The 17,545-nt window shown below is 71.8% G+C and carries 17 protein-coding genes, 1 tRNA gene and 1 pseudogene; 9 read left to right on the top strand and 10 right to left on the bottom strand.

The genetic code is table 11. The features are described from left to right. Positions 1-11: 11 nt before the first annotated feature. Both ACRDSK_RS05035 and ACRDSK_RS05030 read right to left on the bottom strand, forming a co-directional pair. A tRNA-Pro gene (locus ACRDSK_RS05035) sits at positions 12-88 on the bottom strand. 15 nt (positions 89-103) lie between these two features. Next, the gene (locus tag ACRDSK_RS05030) at positions 104-1,069 is read right to left on the bottom strand and encodes a metallophosphoesterase (RefSeq protein ID WP_431438720.1); all 966 of its coding nucleotides are present in this window, start codon (positions 1,067-1,069) and stop codon (positions 104-106) included. Positions 1,070-1,126: 57 nt separating this feature from the next. Here ACRDSK_RS05030 and ACRDSK_RS05025 point away from each other — a divergent pair, with 57 nt between their 5' ends. After that, a complete protein-coding gene (locus ACRDSK_RS05025; RefSeq protein ID WP_431438719.1) occupies positions 1,127-1,597 on the top strand; it encodes a GatB/YqeY domain-containing protein in 471 nt (156 codons plus the stop codon). 23 nt (positions 1,598-1,620) lie between these two features. Here the strand turns inward: ACRDSK_RS05025 and ACRDSK_RS05020 are convergent, their stop codons facing one another. After that, complete coding sequence (locus tag ACRDSK_RS05020; RefSeq protein WP_431438718.1) at positions 1,621-4,122, bottom strand: penicillin-binding protein; 2,502 nt, start codon at positions 4,120-4,122, stop codon at positions 1,621-1,623. 241 nt (positions 4,123-4,363) lie between these two features. On the opposite strand from ACRDSK_RS05020, the gene ACRDSK_RS05015 reads away from it, so the two are divergent. Beyond that, positions 4,364-4,669 carry a WhiB family transcriptional regulator gene (locus tag ACRDSK_RS05015; protein WP_431438717.1) on the top strand — a complete coding sequence of 102 codons (306 nt, stop codon included), beginning with the start codon at positions 4,364-4,366 and terminating at the stop codon, positions 4,667-4,669. A 9-nt stretch (positions 4,670-4,678) separates the two neighbouring features. Here ACRDSK_RS05015 and ACRDSK_RS05010 read toward each other — a convergent pair whose 3' ends face one another. From ACRDSK_RS05010 to ACRDSK_RS04995, 4 genes are read right to left on the bottom strand one after another with little or no spacing between them, the layout of a single operon-like run. Beyond that, positions 4,679-5,803, bottom strand: a complete 1,125-nt coding sequence (locus ACRDSK_RS05010) for an ArsA family ATPase (RefSeq protein ID WP_431438716.1) — start codon at positions 5,801-5,803, stop codon at positions 4,679-4,681. Continuing rightward, a complete protein-coding gene (locus tag ACRDSK_RS05005) occupies positions 5,800-6,801 on the bottom strand; it encodes an ArsA-related P-loop ATPase (RefSeq protein WP_431438715.1) in 1,002 nt (333 codons plus the stop codon). The genes ACRDSK_RS05010 and ACRDSK_RS05005 overlap by 4 nt, the downstream gene beginning before the upstream one ends. A gap of 45 nt (positions 6,802-6,846) precedes the next feature. Next, positions 6,847-7,098 (bottom strand): hypothetical protein, encoded by a 252-nt coding sequence (locus tag ACRDSK_RS05000; protein ID WP_431438714.1) that lies wholly within the window; start codon positions 7,096-7,098, stop codon positions 6,847-6,849. Positions 7,099-7,126: 28 nt separating this feature from the next. After that, a complete protein-coding gene (locus ACRDSK_RS04995) occupies positions 7,127-7,594 on the bottom strand; it encodes a GNAT family N-acetyltransferase (RefSeq protein WP_431438713.1) in 468 nt (155 codons plus the stop codon). A gap of 35 nt (positions 7,595-7,629) precedes the next feature. On the opposite strand from ACRDSK_RS04995, the gene ACRDSK_RS04990 reads away from it, so the two are divergent. From ACRDSK_RS04990 to ACRDSK_RS04975, 4 genes are all read left to right on the top strand, one after another. Continuing rightward, positions 7,630-7,788 carry a hypothetical protein gene (locus ACRDSK_RS04990; RefSeq protein ID WP_331973580.1) on the top strand — a complete coding sequence of 53 codons (159 nt, stop codon included), beginning with the start codon at positions 7,630-7,632 and terminating at the stop codon, positions 7,786-7,788. 75 nt (positions 7,789-7,863) lie between these two features. Continuing rightward, entirely contained in the window at positions 7,864-8,319 is a 456-nt protein-coding gene (locus ACRDSK_RS04985; RefSeq protein WP_431438712.1) for a RidA family protein, read from the top strand. Between the two features lie 30 nt (positions 8,320-8,349). Further along, positions 8,350-8,958, top strand: a complete 609-nt coding sequence (locus tag ACRDSK_RS04980) for a hypothetical protein (RefSeq protein ID WP_431438711.1) — start codon at positions 8,350-8,352, stop codon at positions 8,956-8,958. A 48-nt stretch (positions 8,959-9,006) separates the two neighbouring features. Continuing rightward, on the top strand, positions 9,007-11,022 hold the full coding sequence (locus tag ACRDSK_RS04975) for a hypothetical protein (RefSeq protein WP_431438710.1): 2,016 nt from the start codon (positions 9,007-9,009) through the stop codon (positions 11,020-11,022). On the opposite strand, the gene ACRDSK_RS04970 is transcribed toward ACRDSK_RS04975, so the two are convergent. Then, complete coding sequence (locus ACRDSK_RS04970; RefSeq protein ID WP_431438709.1) at positions 11,004-11,915, bottom strand: Gfo/Idh/MocA family protein; 912 nt, start codon at positions 11,913-11,915, stop codon at positions 11,004-11,006. The genes ACRDSK_RS04975 and ACRDSK_RS04970 overlap by 19 nt on opposite strands. A gap of 57 nt (positions 11,916-11,972) precedes the next feature. Between ACRDSK_RS04970 and ACRDSK_RS04965 the strand changes: the two genes are divergently transcribed. Together ACRDSK_RS04965 and ACRDSK_RS04960 are read left to right on the top strand one after the other, a co-directional pair. Next, positions 11,973-12,821, top strand: a complete 849-nt coding sequence (locus ACRDSK_RS04965; RefSeq protein ID WP_431438765.1) for an NUDIX hydrolase — start codon at positions 11,973-11,975, stop codon at positions 12,819-12,821. Continuing rightward, entirely contained in the window at positions 12,818-13,600 is a 783-nt protein-coding gene (locus ACRDSK_RS04960) for an MBL fold metallo-hydrolase (RefSeq protein ID WP_431438708.1), read from the top strand. Before ACRDSK_RS04965 ends, ACRDSK_RS04960 begins: the two co-directional genes overlap by 4 nt. Before the next feature lie 499 nt (positions 13,601-14,099). On the opposite strand, the gene dnaN is transcribed toward ACRDSK_RS04960, so the two are convergent. Next, positions 14,100-15,197, bottom strand: a complete 1,098-nt coding sequence (gene dnaN, locus ACRDSK_RS04955; protein ID WP_431438707.1) for a DNA polymerase III subunit beta — start codon at positions 15,195-15,197, stop codon at positions 14,100-14,102. Between the two features lie 86 nt (positions 15,198-15,283). On the opposite strand from dnaN, the gene ACRDSK_RS04950 reads away from it, so the two are divergent. After that, the gene (locus ACRDSK_RS04950) at positions 15,284-16,816 is read left to right on the top strand and encodes a CehA/McbA family metallohydrolase (protein ID WP_431438706.1); all 1,533 of its coding nucleotides are present in this window, start codon (positions 15,284-15,286) and stop codon (positions 16,814-16,816) included. Between the two features lie 159 nt (positions 16,817-16,975). Here ACRDSK_RS04950 and ACRDSK_RS04945 read toward each other — a convergent pair. Next, a pseudogene (locus tag ACRDSK_RS04945) lies at positions 16,976-17,545 on the bottom strand (MFS transporter); the annotation flags it as partial.

Below are 17,545 nucleotides of genomic sequence, written 5' to 3'. Positions count from 1 at the left end.
GGGCCTGATGTTGGTCGGGGTGACAGGATTTGAACCTGCGACTTCTTCGTCCCGAACGAAGCGCGCTACCAAGCTGCGCCACACCCCGTAGTACGCGAAGAGTCTAGCCGACGTCCGCGCCTGCCCCGAAGTGGGCGCCGCGTTTGGCGCTGTCCGGGCTGTTGCTGCCGGTGGGGCGGGGGACGAGGGTCAGCAGGCTCGCCTCCGGGGGGCAGGCGAAGCGGACCGGTGCGTAGGGCGACGTGCCCAGGCCCGCGGACACGTGCAGCCACATGTGCGCCCCCCAGCGGGAGGCGCCTCGCGCCCTGGACCTGTCCAGCTCGCAGTTCGTCACGATCGCGCCGTAGCCCGGCAGCCGGAGCTGGCCACCGTGGGTGTGGCCCGCCATGACCAGGTCGTAGCCGTCGCCGGCGAAGGGGTCCAGGACCCTCGGTTCCGGCGAGTGGGTGATGCCCAGGCGCAGAGTCGCCGATCGGTCGGGGCGGCCGGCTATCTCGGTGTAGCGGTCGCGATGTAGGTGCGGATCGTCTACGCCGGCTACCGCGATCGTCTGGCCTTCGACTGTCAGCAGGCGCCTTACGTGGGTCAGGTCGTGCCAGCCGCGCTCGATCAGAGCCGCTCGCAGGTCTCGCCAGGGCAACGGGATGCCGTGCACTCGCCGCTTGGACTTGATCAGGTACCGGGCCGGGTTCTTCGGTCGCGGCGCGTAGTAGTCGTTGCTGCCGAACACGAACACGCCAGGCCGGTCGAGCAGCGGGCCTAGGCCACGAAGCACCGCGGGCACGGCGAGCTTGTGCGCCAGGTTGTCCCCGGTGTTGACCACGAGGTCCGGCTTGAGGTCGGCGAGCTCGGCCACCCAGCGCTGCTTGGACCGCTGGTTGGGCATCATGTGCAGATCGGAGATGTGCAGCACGCGCAGCGGCCGCGCCCCCTCGGCCAGCACCGGCAGCGTGGCCTGCCGCAGCCTCCAGTGCGTCCGTTCGAAGCCCGCCGCGTACGCCACGGTCGCCGTGCCGACCGCCGTGGCGCCGAGCGCCGCCCGTCCGATGTTTCGCGCCAGAGAACCCACACCCCGAGCCTAGATGCGTGCACCGGGTGACCGGCAACGGCCAGTAGTGTGCGCTCCATGGCTGAGCTCAAGGCACGGTTGCGGGCCGACCTCGCGGCGGCGATCAAGGCTCGCGAGTCGACCCGGATGGCCGCGCTGCGGATGGCGCTGGCCGCGCTGACGACGGAAGAAGTCGCCGGTGACGTCGCCCGCGAGCTGTCGGACGCGGAGGTCCAGAAGGTCCTCACCCGCGAGGTCAAGAAGCGCAAGGAGGCCGCGGAGGCCTTCGCCGGCGCCGGCCGCGCCGAGCAGGCCCAGGCCGAGCGTGACGAGGCCGCGGTGCTGACCGACTACCTGCCCCAACAGCTCACCGACGACGAGCTGGAGACGATCGTCGTCGGGGCGGTCGCCGAGGTCACCGAACAACTCGGCGACGCCCCCGGCCAGCGGCAGATGGGACAGGTCATGAAGGCCGCGAACGCGAAGGTCGCCGGCCGCGCCGAGGGCGGCCGGGTGGCCGCCTCGGTGCGCGCGAAGCTCCAGAACTGACGAGGCCGGCGGCCGTCAGGACGTCAGCCCGGCCCGCCCGGGTTGCCGTTCGGTGGTCGACCACCGCCGCCCGGACCTGGGCCGCCACCACCGGGGCCGCTGGGCGGCGCGGACGGCCCGGAGGGTGGTGGCTCGGAGGTCTGCGGCGGCGGCACGTACCCGGTGCTCACCCGGATCGTGATCAGCTCGCCCGGCAGCGCGGAGCCGCGCGGCGACTGGCTCACCACGGTCCCGCGAGCCGACGAGGAGTTGATCTCGTCGGCGACGACCTTGTAGCCGGCCTGCCTCAGGCGGTCCCGGGCCTCCTGCTCGCTGAACCCGACCACGTCGGGCACCTGCGCCTGGTCACCACCCTTGACGTATCTCGGGTCGGTCGGTGGCAGGCCCTTGACCGGTAGTCCCTGGTGGATCTTGGTCATCGCGTCGAACCAGGTCCGCGCGGGTGCCTTGCCGCCGAAGATGTTGCCGTTCTCGCCGCACAGGTACGGCTCGCCCGGGGTGTTGTCACAGATGCCCTCGGGGCTTCGGCCGTCGTTGAACACCAGCACCGCGCCGGCCAGCTGCGGGGTGGCGCCGAGGAAGCCGGCGGACTTGCTCTGCTGGGTGGTGCCGGTCTTGCCCAGCATCGGCCGGTTCCAGCTGACCTGCCGGGCCGCGTTGGCCGCGGTGCCCGTGGTGTCATCCTTCGACATGCCGGTGACCAGCGTGTTCGCCAGCCCCTCGGACACCGCCTGCTCGCACGGCTGCTCGCTGTAGTTGATCTTCTTGCCGTTGCGGTCGAGCACCTCGAGCAGCGGGGTCGGGGGGCACCACACGCCGCCACTCATCAGCGTGGCGCCGACGTTGGCCAGCTCGAGCGTGGACAGCGGGGCCGGGCTCAGCGTGAACGAGGCGTTGCCCGGGCTGTTGCCCTTGGGTCCGAAGAACTGCTTCTGGTTCATGTTGATGTTCGGGTCGTCGGACTTCGGGTTCGGCCTCTGCCCGAGCATGTTCGTGCCCATCGTCTCGCGCAGGCCGAGCCGGCTCGCCATGTCGACGACCTTGCCCATGCCGACCCGCTCCTCGAGGATCACGAAGCCGGTGTTCGGCGACGTGGCGAGCGCGTCGGTCAGGTTCATCTCGCCCGGGTAGTCCGCGCCCTCGCTGTTCGACAGGCAGTACCAGTGCGTGTAGGGCTCGCCGGTGGACGGGCAGCTCTCCGCGCCGCCCTTGAACACGCGCGAGGTGTACGACCCCGGTGTCTTGATCCGGTGGTCGATGCCGCCGCCCTTCTCGAGGAAGGCGGCCGCGGTGAAGATCTTGAAGACCGACCCGGCGCCGAACTTGTTCATGACCCCGTACGGGTAGGCGAGCTGGGTCTGGCCGGCCTTGACGTTCAGGCCGTAGTCGCGGTTGGAGACCAGCGCGGTGACCTCGTGGCGCTGCTTGCCCGGCCGGATGATCGCCATGGAGTTGTTGATGCCGTACGTGTTCTTCGGCACCTGGGCCATCGCGGCCTGTTTGGCGGTCCGAGTGGCGGCCGCGTCGAAGGTCGTCCGGACGGTGTAGCCGCCCGTGTAGAGCTGGTCCTGGGAGAACCCGATCTTGCGCAGGTAGTCCTCGACGTACTGGCAGAAGAAGCCGTACTGCGGACCGGCACCGACGCAGTTCGCGGCGGGCTTCTTGGGCCTGGCCTGCAGGCCGAGCGGCTCCTTCTTCGCCTCCGCGGCGTTCTCCGGCGACAGGCTCTTCGTCTCGACCATCTTGTCGATCACGAAGTTGCGCCGGTCCAGGGTCTCCTTCGGCCGCCGCCACGGGTTGTACAGGCTCGGGTTGTTCACCATGCCCGCGAGCAGCGCGGACTGGGCCACCGTGAGCTTGTCCGGCGAGGTCTTGAAGTACGCGCGCGCCGCGGCGCCGACGCCGAACACCCGGTCGGTGAACTCGACGACGTTGAGGTACCCGGCGAGGATCTCCTCCTTGCTCATCGACTGCTCGAGCTGGATGGCGAGGCGAGCCTCCCGCAGCTTGCGGGTCACGGTCTGCTCCTGGGCCCGCTCGCGCTCGATCTTCTTGCCCGGATCGGCCTCGTCGGCGCCCACCTGGTCCCGGTACACCACGTTGATCAGGTAGTTCTTGACGTACTGCTGGGTGAGCGTCGACGCGCCCTGCACGTCCTCGCCGCTCTGGTTGCTGATGAGCGCCCGGACCGTGCCCTTCCAGTCCACGCCGTGGTGCTCGTAGAACCGGCGGTCCTCGACCGAGATCAGCGCGGCCTTCATCGTCGGCGAGATTTGTTCGGGTGTGACCGGCACCCGATACTGATCGTAAAGGTAGGCGATCGCCCTGCCCTGCGAGTCGGTGATGGTGGTGGCGAGCGGCGGGTCGGTGGCGACCAGGTCCGCGGACACGCTGTCGATGGTGTCGCTCGCTCGGTTGGATGCCACCCCCAACGCCCCTACCACGGGGAACAGCATGCCGGCGACGAGAACGCCGGCCAGCAGGCACAGACCGAGAAGCTTCAGCAGACCGTCTCCCACTCGCACGGCGACCAGGGTACGCGGCGCGGGATCAAGCTCTTGTTACCCCGACCGAGTTATTGACAATCCGTAACGACTGTGAACCCCGCCATACAGGCGGGAACCGTCTGGCCCTAGAGTCCGTCAACGTCTCAACGACACCAGCCGAACGGAAACCGTGTTTCACACGTATTCCACATATCGGCACCCGGCAGAACGAGGGGACCGGGTTAGTAGGTCGCGACGACGGTAGGTAGGGGCGGGGGTTATGTACATCGAGCAGGCGGACTGGCGAGTCAATGCGTCATGCCGCGACGAGAACCCGGACGAGCTGTTCGTCCGGGGCAAGGAGCAGCGCAAGGCCAAGCTCGTGTGTATCGCATGTCCGGTGCGCACGGAATGCCTGGCCGAGGCGCTGGACAACCGCATCGAGTTCGGGGTGTGGGGCGGCATGACGGAGCGGGAGCGGCGCGCGCTGCTGCGTCGCCGGCCCGACGTCACGTCCTGGCTGGAGCTGCTGCAGACGGCCAAGCGCAACCACTCCGACGAAGACGAGGCCGTAAGAGTGAGCTGACCTGCGGTTTCAGCGGCCGGTGAGCCGCTCGCCGATGCCGCGCAGGCCGGTCAGGTCGTGCACGTCGGCAGGCATCGCCGGGACGCTGACCACCGGCACGGTCGGATGTGCCTTGGTGAACCGGGCGAGCAGGCGCCGCTCGCGCTGGTGCACGGCCACCCGGTCCGCATGCAGCCGCAGTACCGCCGTGGCCAGCGGGGCGTCGCCGGCACGCTCCAGGTTTTCGGCAGCGGCGAGCGCTCTACCGGCGGGTAGTTTCGTCAACACGGGGTGTGTTCGGTTGATGACCAGGCCGGACAGCGGCATGTCATCCGAGTCCAGCCGCTCCACGAAGTAGCTCGCCTCACGCAGCGCGTCCGGCTCGGGTGTGGCGACCACGACGAACGCGGTACCGCCCGAACGGAGCAGCTCGTACGTCTTTCTGGCCCGCTGCTTGAATCCGCCGAACATACTGTCGAACGCCTGCACGAACGCCGACGCGTCGGCCAGCAGCTGGCCGCCCACGATCGTCGACACGGCCTTCGCGAACAGCACGATCCCGGCGCTCACAACCTTGCGGACGCCCCAGCCGCCGGTGCGGGCCGGCCCGGACAGCAGCCGGATCATCCGGCCGTCGAGCGCGGAGGACATCCGCTGCGGGGCGTCCAGGAAGTCCAGCGCGGAGCGGCTCGGCGGGGTATCGACGACGATCAGGTCCCAGCGACCCTCGCCGGCGAGCTGGCCCAGCCGCTCCATCGCCATGTACTCCTGCGTGCCGGAGAACGAGCTGGAGATCGTCTTGTAGAACGGGTTCGCGAGCACCTCCTGGGCCCGCTTCTCGCCTGCGTGCGCGAGCACCATGTCGTCGAAGGTGCGGCGCATGTCCAGCATCATCGCGGAGAGCTGGCCGACCGGCTCGAAGCCGTCGACCTCGACCTCCTTGGGTGTGTTGCCCAGCTCCCGCAGGCCGAGCGCCTGGGCGAGCCGGCGGGCCGGGTCGATGGTGAGCACGACGGTCTTGCGACCGCGCTCGGCCGCCCGTACCGCGATCGCGGCGGCCGTGGTGGTCTTGCCGACCCCGCCGGAGCCGCAGCACACGATCACCTGGATGTCCGGATTGTCGATCAAGGTGTCGACGTCGAGCCCGCTGGTCATCGCACCCCCTGGTCCACCAGGGCCTCGGCCAGCTCGTACAGGGCGGCGGTGTCGATGCCGTCGGTGCTGTCCTCCAGCTCGAGCACCGGCAGGTCGATCTCGGCGAGCTGCTCGCGGGCGTGCTGCTCGGCGAGCACCCGGATGGCGTGCTCGACCGTCTCGTCGACCAGGCCCTCGACGTCCTCTGGCGCGAGGTCCAGGCCCGCGCTGGTCAGGCCGGCACGCACGCGGGAGGCGTCGACCCGGCCGCCGGCGGCCGGGATCACCGAGCGGGTCGGCAGCCGCGGCGGGCGGACCCGGTTGACGAACACCGCGCCGGGCCGCAGGTCCGCGGCGGCCAGCTCGGCGACCGCCTCGACGGTCTCGCGGACGGGCATCTCCTCGAGCAGCGTGACCAGGTGCACGGCGGTGTCCTGCGAGTGCAGCAGCCGCACCACGCCGTCGCTCTGGCCCTTGATCGGCCCGACCTTCGCGAGGTCGGCCATCGCCTTGGTGACGTCGAGGAACTTCACGATCCGGCCGGTCGGCGGCGCGTCCAGCACGACCGCGTCGTACACGTGCCGGCCGTGCTCGTCGGTGCGCCCGACGGTCTCCTTGACCTTGCCGGTCAGCAGCACGTCCCGCAGGCCCGGCGCGAGCGTGGTGGCGAACTCGATGGCGCCCATCCGGCGCAGCGTGCGCCCGGCGAAGCCGAGGTTGTAGAACATCGCGAAGTACTCGAGCAGTGCCGCCTCGGCGTCCACGTGCAGCGCGCGGATCTCGCCGCGGCCGGGCGCGGACGCGATCCGCTGCTCGGCGTAGGGCAGTGGCTGGGTGTCGAAGAGCTGGGCGATGCCCTGCCGGCCTTCGACCTCGATCAGCAGCACCCGCCGGCCGCCGGTGGCCAGCGCCAGCGCGAGCGCGGCGGCCACGGTGGTCTTGCCGGTGCCGCCCTTGCCGGTGACCACGTGTAAGCGCGCCCGGGCGACCGGCTCCGGCCAGTGTGCGGAAGTGGTCACCGGTTCAGGGTATGTGGACTGGTTGGAGCCGTGCCGGACAGGAGCTCAACTAGCGAGCAGCATCACGGTCACGGTCACGCCGACGCCCCCGACGACGATCCAGGCGACGGTCGGGGCCAGCACGGTCAGCGTCAGCACGCACAGCACGGCGAGGATCGTGAAGCTGATCGCCCCGTTGAGCGCGACCAGGCCGCTCGTCGCGTTCGTGCGGTCGCGGGTCTTGGCCATCGTGAGCAGCACGATCACGATCCCGGCGACAGCCAGCAGCACCGTCGCGAACACTCGCCAGGCTTCCACCGGGCAACCGTACCGGCGTAGGTCCAGTTCAGCGGTGGCGGCGCATCTCCGCGTCGGCGTGGACCGCGAAGCCGAGGCTGCGGTATAGCGCCTGCCCGTCGGCGCTGGCGTTGAGGTCGACCCTGGTCAGCCCGCGCTCGTCGAACCAGCCGAGCAGCTCGGTCAGGACCGCCCGTGCGTAGCCGCGCCGGCGGTACTCCGGGTGCGTGACGATCCCGAAGACGTGCCCGACGAGCCCGCTCGCGTTGTACGGGCTCGGCAGCCGCCGGTCGACGACGCCCAGCCCGCACGCGGCGAGGCCGCCGTCTCCGTCGATCACCACGACCCGCATGTCCTCGGCGGCCAGCTGGTCGGCGAACGCGGCGGCGCACGCGTCCCGCCAGTCCTCGCCGGCGCGGGGCGGTCCCCAGCCGCTCTCCAGGCTCGCGAACAGCAGGCTGCGGAGCTCGACGAGGTCGGGGATGTCGTCGTGGGTCGCGGGGCGCACCTGGGACATGGCTTTGACAGTAGGGCCGGTTACAGTCCCGGTTCATGACGAAGTGGGAGTACGCCACCGTGCCGCTGCTGATCCACGCGACCAAGCAGATCCTCGACCAGTGGGGCGAGGACGGCTGGGAGCTCGTGACCGTGCTGCCCGGGCCGACCGGTGAGCAGATGGTGGCCTACCTCAAGCGGCCGAAGGGCGAGTGACGTGAGCGAGCTTGCGAGCGAACCATCGACACAGGCGCCCCCGGAGGGCCGCGACCGAGCCTGCGAGGGGGCGGCGTGACGTGGAGTGACCGGCTTTCCGAGCTCGGCATCGCGCTGCCCGACGTGCCCGTGCCGGCCGGGGCCTACGTGCCGGCCGTGCGCACCGGGAACCTGGTGTTCACCGCGGGCCAGGTGCCGTTCGTCGACGGCGCGATCGCGGCCACCGGCAAGGTCGGCCAGGAGGTCAGCCCCGAGGAGGCCAAGGGGCACGCCCGGACCTGCGCGCTGAACGCGCTCGCCGCGGTGCACGACCTGGTCGGCGTCGACGCGGTCGCGCGGGTCGTCAAGGTCGTCGGCTTCGTCGCGTCGGCCGAGGGCTTCACCGGCCAGCCGGCGGTCGTCAACGGCGCGTCCGAATTGCTGGGCGAGATCTTCGGCGACGCCGGCCGGCACGCGCGCTCCGCCGTCGGGGTCGCCGAGCTGCCGCTGGGCGTGCCGGTCGAGGTGGAGCTCGTCGTCGAGGTGTCCTGAGCCGAGGTGTCCTGACCTGGGAGGTAGCGAATGCCGGACATGGAAGATCCCTGCCACGAGCTGCTCCTCCGGCTCGCCGGCCGGCTGCCGGACCGCCAGCTGTGGCGGCTGCGCGACTGGCTCGCCGGCGACGCGCTCGACGCGCTGGCCCGGGCCCTGCCCCTAACCCTTCTGAGGGAGCGGGTGGCGATCACAGCCCGGGAGTCTCTCCTGCTCAACGCCGCGTTGCTCGACGCGGGCGCGGACGCCGGACGGCTGCACGCGGTGCCCTGGGTGGACCAAATCGACGAAGTCGACTACACATTCACATCGGAGTCGCCCGAACGGGTGAACGCGGGTGACTCCGAAGCGGTAGTGCTCGGGGCGGTCCTCCATGGTCGGCCCGAGCTGGTCGACGTGCGTGGGAGTTGGCGGCGGCACCGATCCGGCCTGGGACCGGCCACCAGGATCGTGCTCGTCACAGCTACAGCCGGCTGCGCTCGATTGACCGGGGAGCTGCAGCGGGTGCTGCGGGCGCTCGGCACGTACGAGCCGGGTGTCGAGGTCATGCCTGAGGGTTTCGACCTCCCGCCGTATCACCAGGCGGCCTTCGCGGCATCCGAGCCGTTGCTGCCCGGAGCGGTCGTGCCCCAGGGCTGAGCAGCTCCTCGCTGCCCGTCGATGACAGACGAGCGGAAGGAGCCGACCGTGACCCAGGTTTCCCGGGGGAGCCGGCCGGGTGTCGCGTTGCCGATTCGAATACACGAGCTGCTGCTGAGCCTCGCCGGCCGGCTGGACGACGACGCGCTGGCCGACGCGCGCCAGATGCTCGCGTCGGCCGAGCTGGACCGGTCGCTGGAGTTCGTCGCCGGCTGTGTCGTGGCCGGGCGGGTCGTGTTGGCGAAGGCGCAGCACGGCGAGCTCGAGTCGCTGTTCTCGGACACCTTCCTCGACCCGTCGGTCATCGACCGGGTCGTGGTTCGGGATCCGGCGCCCACCAGCCGGCACCGCTTCGCCGTCGGCGCGGTCGACGGCCGGGAGCCGGACCGAGGTGTCGCCGAGGCGATCCGGCCGGTGCTGGACGCGCTGCCGGACGTGCGGTCCGTGTGGTGCGTGTGGCGGCTGACGCCGGCCGGCCCGTCGTCCGGCCCGGTGCCGCACCGGCTCGTGCTGGTCGGGGTCGGCCCGGGCGGGTTCGCCCCGGCGACCGCCTACCGCGTGGAGTACGCGCTGCGCCGCGCCGGCATGCGGGCGTCGGTGGAGGTGCTGGTGGACGGCAACCAGCCGGGCGACTACCACCAGGAGGCGATGCGCTGCGCGCGACAGGTCCCTTTCGCTGAGCCGGACTCGGGCAACAGGCCGCGGATGAGTCCGGTGGAGCCGGTCCGGGCGGAGCCGTTCGAGCCACCGAGGGTGGCGGCCCAACCGTTCGCCGGCGAACCGCGGCGCGACCCGGCCCACGCGCGGCCGGAGCCGTTGGAGCCACCCCGCCTGGAGCCGCCTCGCGGTTTCGGGGAACCTCAACTTCCAGGGGAGCCCCCTCGCGCACATGGGGAGTCACCTCAGGTCTTGGGTGCGGCACCTCGCGGACTCGGGGAGCCGCCTCAGGCTCCGGGCGAGGCACCTCGCACCGTGGGGGAGGCGACTCACACCCTGGGCGTGCCGCCTCGTGCGTTCGGGGAGCCGCCCCAGTCACCGCATGCCCTCGAGGAGCCGCCTCGCGCTCCGGGAGAGCCACCTCGTCATCCCGGCGAGGCGATGACCGAGCCGCAGCGGGCGCTTCCGCCGCCGATCGAGCTGCCCCAGGCGGGCGCGGCCCGGTCGGAGGTGGTGCACGCGGTGGAGCCCCCGCCGCCGGTCGAGCTGCGCCGCGCCGTGCCCGACACGGCGACGTCCGCGCCGCTGCCTCCACCCGTCGAGCTGCGCCGCGCGGAGCCGGCCCCGGTGGATTCGCACCGGCCCGACCAACCGGCCGGTTCCGACCTTCCGGCGCCGGTACCGCTGCGCCGTCCGAGCCCGAGCAACGCCGACGCGCCGACCGAGAAGCACCGCGCCGTGAAACTCGGCTCGATGCCGCCTCCCGCCGAGCGGCGCGGCCCGGCTGACTCGGGCACCGGGTCCGCGTTGCCGCCGCCGGTGGAGCTGCGCGGTTCGGGCGACTCGCGTTCCGGATCCACGCTGCCGCCGCCGGCGGAGCTGGGTGAGTCGGGCGCCGGCTCTGCCCTGCCGCCGCCAGTCGAGCTGCGTCGCGTGGATGCCGAGCCGAGCGGTGGGGCGCGCGGTGAGCATTCGCTGCCCTCCTCCGTCGAACCGGCCGAGTCGGTCGCGCCGGAGGGGCCGTCCGTCTTCGCGCAGGAGCGAGCGCCCGAGGAGCCCGACAGCCGGTCGAGCCAGCCGCCGTCCGCGTTGGGTGCGGATGCGCCGACCAACTCGCGTCCCTCGCCGCGCCGCCGGGCGAAGCCGAAGGACGGCACGCGACCGCGGCTGAACCCGGCCGGCAAGGACAACCAGGGCGCCACCTTCGGCGACGACATCCTCAACACCCAGGAGCGCAGCCTGTTGCGCGAGCTCCAGGACGAGCTGGCCCGCCGCGAGCAGCAGAATCAGGGCGGCACGTCCTCGTCCACCTGGTTCGGCCGGCACGGCAAGTCCGGCGCCCCGACGGTGGTCAACGGGATGCCGCCGCAGCAGGACGGGCGTGGTGGTCAGCCGCCGGTGGGCTGACCGGCGGCGATCTTGTCCGAGACCGCCCGCATCAGGTGCTGGATGTGCAGGCCGCGGCGGACGTCGCACGGGTGCGTCGTGCGGTTGTCGCGCACCATCGCGACGAAGTCGTCCAGCAGCCCGGCGTAGCGGACCTGCGCGTCGCCGGAGCCGTCCAGCCGGCTGTACCCGTGCGCGCCGAACACGGCGAAGTCGTTGATCGGCGGCGTGGCCGGCGTGTGCATGGTGAGGGTGGCGCTGCTGGTCGCGCCGCCTTCGTGGCCGAACAGGACGTGCCACACCGCGCCCGTCTCGGCGAAGTGCGCGCCGAGCACCTCGGTGATCGGTCCGAGTGCGGCGTCGAGCATGTCGAACACGTGCGGGCCGATGTCCGCGAGCGCGCCGCCGTCGTGGCGCCAGCGGGAGAACTCGTACTTCGTGTCGAGCAGCGTCGCGGACATCCACCGCGCGCTGCCGCCGTGCCAGCCGCCGGTACGGTGCACGTCCTCCAGCCACTCGATCGTCTCGGCCCCGTAACGGAAACTGAGCATGATCAGCGTGGCGACGGCCGCCCGCTCGGCCGCGGCGACGAGCTCTTCGGCCTCCTCGACGCTGCCGGCGATGGGCTTCTCGAGGACGACGTGCTTGCCGGCCTCGATGGCCCGGAGCGCGAGCGGCGCCTGCACCGCGGGCGGCACGGCGAAGGTGATCGCGTCGACGGTCGCGAGCAGGTCGTCGAAGTCGGCGACCGGCGCGGCGTCGACGAGCGCGGCCATCTCGGCCGCGGCCTCCGGGCGGCGCGCCCACACCGCGACCAGCTCGGTGCCGGGGTGCGCGGCCACTCCCGGCCCGTGGATCTTGCGTGCCCAAGGTCCCGCGCCGACCAGTCCCATGCGCAGCCGTGTGTCGGTCATGGTCACATACTGCCGGCTGCGGGTGGAGGCGCTGCGTAGGCTCGGCGTGTGCGTGAGCTGCCGAAGGAACTGACTCTGCCGGAGGGCTTGATCCCGCCCGAGCTGCCGGATCCGCCCGCGACACCGAAGGACGCGGCGACGGTCATGCTGGTGCGAGACACGGATGTGGGGATCGAGGTCTTCCTGCAGCGCCGCGTGTCGGGCATGGCGTTCGCGGGCGGGATGACGGTGTTCCCCGGCGGCGGCGTGGACCGGCGCGACGCGGACACGTCGCTGGCCTGGCACGGCCCGCCGCCGGCGTGGTGGGCGTCCCGCTTCTCTTGTGACGTCGGGCTTGCGCGGGCGCTGGTGTGCGCGGCCGTGCGGGAGACGTTCGAGGAGTCGGGCGTGCTGCTGGCGGGGCCGTCGGAGGATTCGGTGGTGTTCGACGTTCGGCCGTACTCGGAGGCGCGGGCGCAGTTGGTGAACCGTGAGCTGTCGCTGGCGGGTTTCCTGGCCGAGTCGGGGCTGGTGTTGCGCGCGGACCTGTTGCGGCCGTGGGCGAACTGGGTGACGCCGGCGGAGGAGAAGCGCCGGTTCGACACGAGGTTCTTCCTGGCGCGGCTGCCGGTCGGTCAGCGTGCCGACGGCGCGACGACGGAGGCGGCCGACACGAGGTGGGGACGGCCGACCGATACGCTCGACGAGTGGAAGGCGGGCCGGGTCGGGCTGTTGCCACCGACCTGGACCACGCTGGCGGAGCTGGAGGACTGCGGTTCGGTCGAGGATGCGATGACGAGAGAGCGCACCATCGAGAAGCTGATGCCCAAGGTGACCCGCGAGGGCGACGTGCTGCGCCTCGTGCTGCCCGATGACCCGGGCTACGACACCGCGGCGGCGCACCTGTCCCCGGGCGATCCGACATGACCGGCCACCCCGCGTACGACGAGCTTCGGCGCGTGACGCCGGTTGCGTCGGTGGTGCTGGAGAACAACCCGAGCTCGATGACGCTCGAGGGCACCAACACCTGGCTGCTGCGGACGCCGGCCGCTGAGTCCTGTGTGGTCGTCGATCCCGGCTACGAGGACGAGCCGCACCTGGAGAAGGTGGCCGAGGTAGGTCAGATCGAGCTGATCCTGCTGACGCACCACCATCCCGACCACGCGGAGGGGGCGCCGTGGCTGGCCGCCCGGACCGGTGCGCCCGTTCGTGCGCTCGATCCGACGCTGTGCCAGAACGCCCGACCCCTGACCGATGGCGAGACCTTCGAAGCGGCCGGCCTGAGCTTCCAGGTGCTGCACACGCCAGGACACACCGAGGACTCGGTTTGCGTGCGGGCCGGCTACAACGGCAAGTCGGCGATGCTGACCGGCGACTCGGTCCTGGGCCGCGGCACGACGGTGATCGCGGACCTTGGCCCGTACCTGACCACGTTGCGCCGCCTGATCGAGGAACCCCGAGGCACGGTAGCCCTGACCGGCCACGGCCCGGAGCTCCCGGACGTGGCAAGCATCGCGAGGGAGTACCTGGCCCACCGGGTGGAACGCCTGAACCAGGTCAGCGCCGCGCTGGCGCACCTGGGCGGTGACGCCACCCCGAGGCAGATCGTGGAACTCGTGTACGCCGATGTGGACAGGTCGCTGTGGACCCCGGCCGAGTGGTCGGTCAAGGCACAGCTGGACTACCTACGCGGCAACGGAAACTGACGAGCCCGCCGCGAACGGAAGGTCGGCAGGCAGCGAGCCCGCCGGACCAGCGCGGCGGGCTGCGGAACTGCACCGCGGAACTAGCAATGCAGCGGGATGGCGGAATTGGGCTCGCGGAAACCGCAACCCCGCACGGCATCACGCGGCCGAGATGGCGCAACCGGGCCACGCGGCCTGGATCGCACAGCCGGAGCCAGCGGATCTGAGTTCGCGAAACCGGTCGCGCAACTGGGGGCCGCGTAACTGGGATCGAGCGGCGGGGGCTAGAGGAACCAGAGTCGCGGAACCCGGGATCCCGCAACAAGGTCGCGCAATCGGGTCGCGCAACGCGGCCGGCGTGGCCGGGGCCACGCGACCGAACCCGCTCCGGGGAGCGCATTCGTGTTGCGAAATCACGGAAGGCTCACGAACGGGATGGTGAGCGAGGGCGGCCAACCCAACCGCACCCGCCCCAGCGCACCCGGCCCCGCCCCGGATCCCAACGACCCGGAACAGAAACTCAGACGCGAGGCGGCAACATAGGCATCACCACATAACGCAGCCCCAACGAATCCTCCTCTACAGAACTGAACACAGTAGCCCGCATCCCAGGCTGAATCTCCACCCGAACCCGCCGCCCTCCGAAGGCCCGCAACGCATCCGACAGGAACCGCGCCTGGTAGGCCTGCGGCGTCCGCCCGCCATCGACCGTTGCCTTCACGGACTCCTCCGCCTCGCCGGCCTGCTGGTCCGCCCCGCGCAGGCGAACCTCGCCGTCGCCGATTTCCAGCATCAGGACTCCTCGCGGGTCCGTGTACAGGCCGACCCGCCGCACAGCACCGGCCAGCGTGTCGGCGTCCACCTCGACTCGGGTGTCCACATCGGACACCGACACCTTCGACTCGTGCAGGAAGCTGCCGTCCAGCACGGCCGTCGTCGCGGTCGAGCGGGACCACGCCAGCCCGAAGCGGTCCCGGTCGGCGTGCAGCGTCACCGACCCGTCGACCTGCTTCGCGATCTCCGTCAGCAGCCCGGCCGGCACGAGCGCGTCCAGGTCACCGGCCGGCTCCCACGCCAGCGTGGCCACCGCCATCTGGTACCGGTCCGTCGCCAGCAGCACCAACCTCGAGCCCTCGGATCGGATGCGCAGGCCGGTGAACATCGGCAGCGCCTCGTCGCGCGACGCGGCCGACGCCACCGTCGCGAGCGCCGAGGAGAACAGTCCACCGTCGACCGAACCCACCGCATCCGGCGGTGCCGCGACCCCCGGATGCACCTCCGCGTCCAGCAAGGGCAGCGCGAACCGCGCCCCGGGCGCCCGGATCGCGAGCCGCGACCCCTCCACCACCAGCCGCACCTCGGGCATCTCCAGCGCACGCAGCGTGTCGGCGAGCGGCTTGGCCGGCACCAGCACCCGCCCCTCGGTGTGCACCACCGCCGGCCGCCGCAGCCGGGCCGCGCGCTCCCGGTCGTTGGCCGCGAGCGAGACGCCGTCCTCCGCCGCCGTGACCAGCAGCCCGGACAGCACCGGGTCGACGAGCCGGCCCGGCACGAGCCGGACCAGAGCGGAGGCTGCACTGGCCAGCTCGCCGGTGGCGACGGTGAGATCGAGGTTCATGCGGCCAAGGTAGCGGCGTGGTCTGACAGTCGCGCTCGACAGCCGATGTTCACCCGACCGTGGGGTGAAAAGGCTAAGGTGCCGGCGTGTCCGAGACGATGAGCCGCAGGACGTTGCTCGCCAGCTCCGGCGTGTTGGCCGTTGGCGCGGCCGGCGCGATACTGCCCGGCATCGCCTTCGCAGAGCCGGAGCCAGAGCCGAAGCCAGACCCGGGAGGCGACGCGAAGCAGACCGGCGACCAGACCAAGTCGATCACCGGCACGCTCGAGCCGGGCGTGCCCGACTGGTACTACCTGCCCGTCGACGTGCCGCGCGGCGTCCGCGAGATCGAGGTCGTGTACAGCTACGACCGTCCGCAGGTGCCGCCCGGCGCCAAGGGGAACGCGCTGGACATCGGGATCTTCGACCCGGCCGGCCACCAACTCGGCAACGAGCGCGGCTTCCGCGGCTGGTCCGGCGGGTTCCGCGACCGCTTCACGATCAGCGCCACCGAGGCCACGCCCGGCTACCTGCCCGGACCGGTCGAGCGCGGCCGCTGGCACATCATCCTCGGCCCGTACACGGTCGCCCGGCAGGGACTGAACTACAAGGTCGACGTGACGCTGCGCTTCGGCGAGCCGGGGCCGACCTTCGAGCCCGACCCGGCGCCGGACAGCGCGCCCGCCAAGGACCGCGGCAAGGCCTGGTACCGCGGCGACGGCCACCTGCACACCGTCCACTCCGACGGCCGCCGCACGCCGGCCGAGCTCGCCGCCGCGGCGCGCGCGGCCGGCCTGGACTTCTTCATCTCCACCGAGCACAACACGTCCAGCGCGTCGCTGCAGTGGGGCGAGCACGCCGGCGACGACCTGCTGATCGTCAACGGCGAGGAGGTCACCACCCGCAGCGGGCACTGGCCCGCGTGGGGCCTGCCCGTCGGGAAGTGGATCGACTGGCGCTACCGGGCCGACGCCCCGCGCGCCTTCCGCCGCTTCGCCGACGACGTGCACGACGCCGGCGGCCTCGTGGTCGCCGCGCACCCCTTCGCCCCGTGCTTCGCCTGCTCGTGGGAGTTCAGCTACGAGCTCGCGGACGCGGTCGAGGTGTGGAACGGCCCGTGGACGCTCGACGACGAGGCCGCGGTGATCACGTGGGACGGCCTGCTGCGCAACGGGAAGTTCGTCCCCGCCGTGGGCAACAGCGACGCGCACAACCCGGACCAGGTCGTCGCGCTGCCGCACAACGTGGTCCTCGCGGACGGTCTGCGCACCCGCCGGCTGCTGGACGGCTTCCGCGCCGGCCGCAACTGGATCGCCGAGTCGGCCGCGGTGTCGCTGACCTACACGGCGACCGACGGCCGGCGGACCGCGGGCATCGGCGAGCGGCTGCGGGTGGACACCGGTATCGAGGTGACGCTCGAGGTCACAGTGGCCGGCGTGCCCGGCACGTCGGTCCGGCTGCTGAACCAGAACGGTCCACAGTGGAGTCAGCCGGTGGACGCGTCGGGCTCGGCGACCGTGCGGTGGACGACGCAGTCCCGCTACAGCACGTGGGTCCGCGCCGAGGTCCGCCGCCCGGTCCCCACGGCGACGACTCCGGACACGATGGTGGCGCTGACGAACCCGATCTTCCTGGGCTAGGGCACGGCTGACGGATCTCCGGCCGCGCGATTCGCGCCCAGCCGACCCCTGGCCGCGTTGTCGCGATGGCCGAGTACGCCCAGTACGAGGCCATCGCTCCGCCTTGCCGGGAACCGGCTGGATCACGAATCGCATCGACCAAGATCCGCCAGACGCGCCCTAGGCCGAGACGAGCTCGCGAGCCGGCCGGTACTCGGTGACCGTCCCGCGCCGCGCCCACACGACGGCCGCCAGCACCAGCCCGGCGGCGCTCGAGGCGAGGAACGACGCGCCGATGCTGACGTGCTCGACGAGGTAGCCGCTGATCGACTGCCCGGCCGCCAGCCCCAGCGTCACGGCCGTGATGACCCAGCCGAACGCCTCGGTCGCGGTGCCGCGCGGGGCGACGAGCTCGATCGCCGTCGAGTGGGCCGTCGACTGCGGGGTGATCCAGATGCCGGCCACGAGCAGCCCGATGGTGAGCGCGAGCAGGCCGGTGAGCAGCGACAGCGGCGCGATGAGCAGGGCGAACAGGCCGAGCATCGCGGGCAGACGCAGGTGCATCGGCCGCGGCCACGGGCGGATCGTGTAGTAGATGCCGAACACGACCGAGGTGAGCGACCAGCCTGCGAGCATGAGCCCGCCGAGCGGCGCCTGGCCGGCGTTCGTGGCGGCCGCGGGCACCGCGACCTCGACGAAGCCGACCGTCACCCCGAAGCCGAGCGCGGCCAGCGCGACCGTGCGCATGCC

The organism is Actinophytocola sp., assembly GCF_050699915.1.
Taxonomy (GTDB): Bacteria; Actinomycetota; Actinomycetes; order Mycobacteriales; family Pseudonocardiaceae; genus Actinophytocola.
This window is presented reverse-complemented; position numbering and strand designations above follow the sequence as displayed.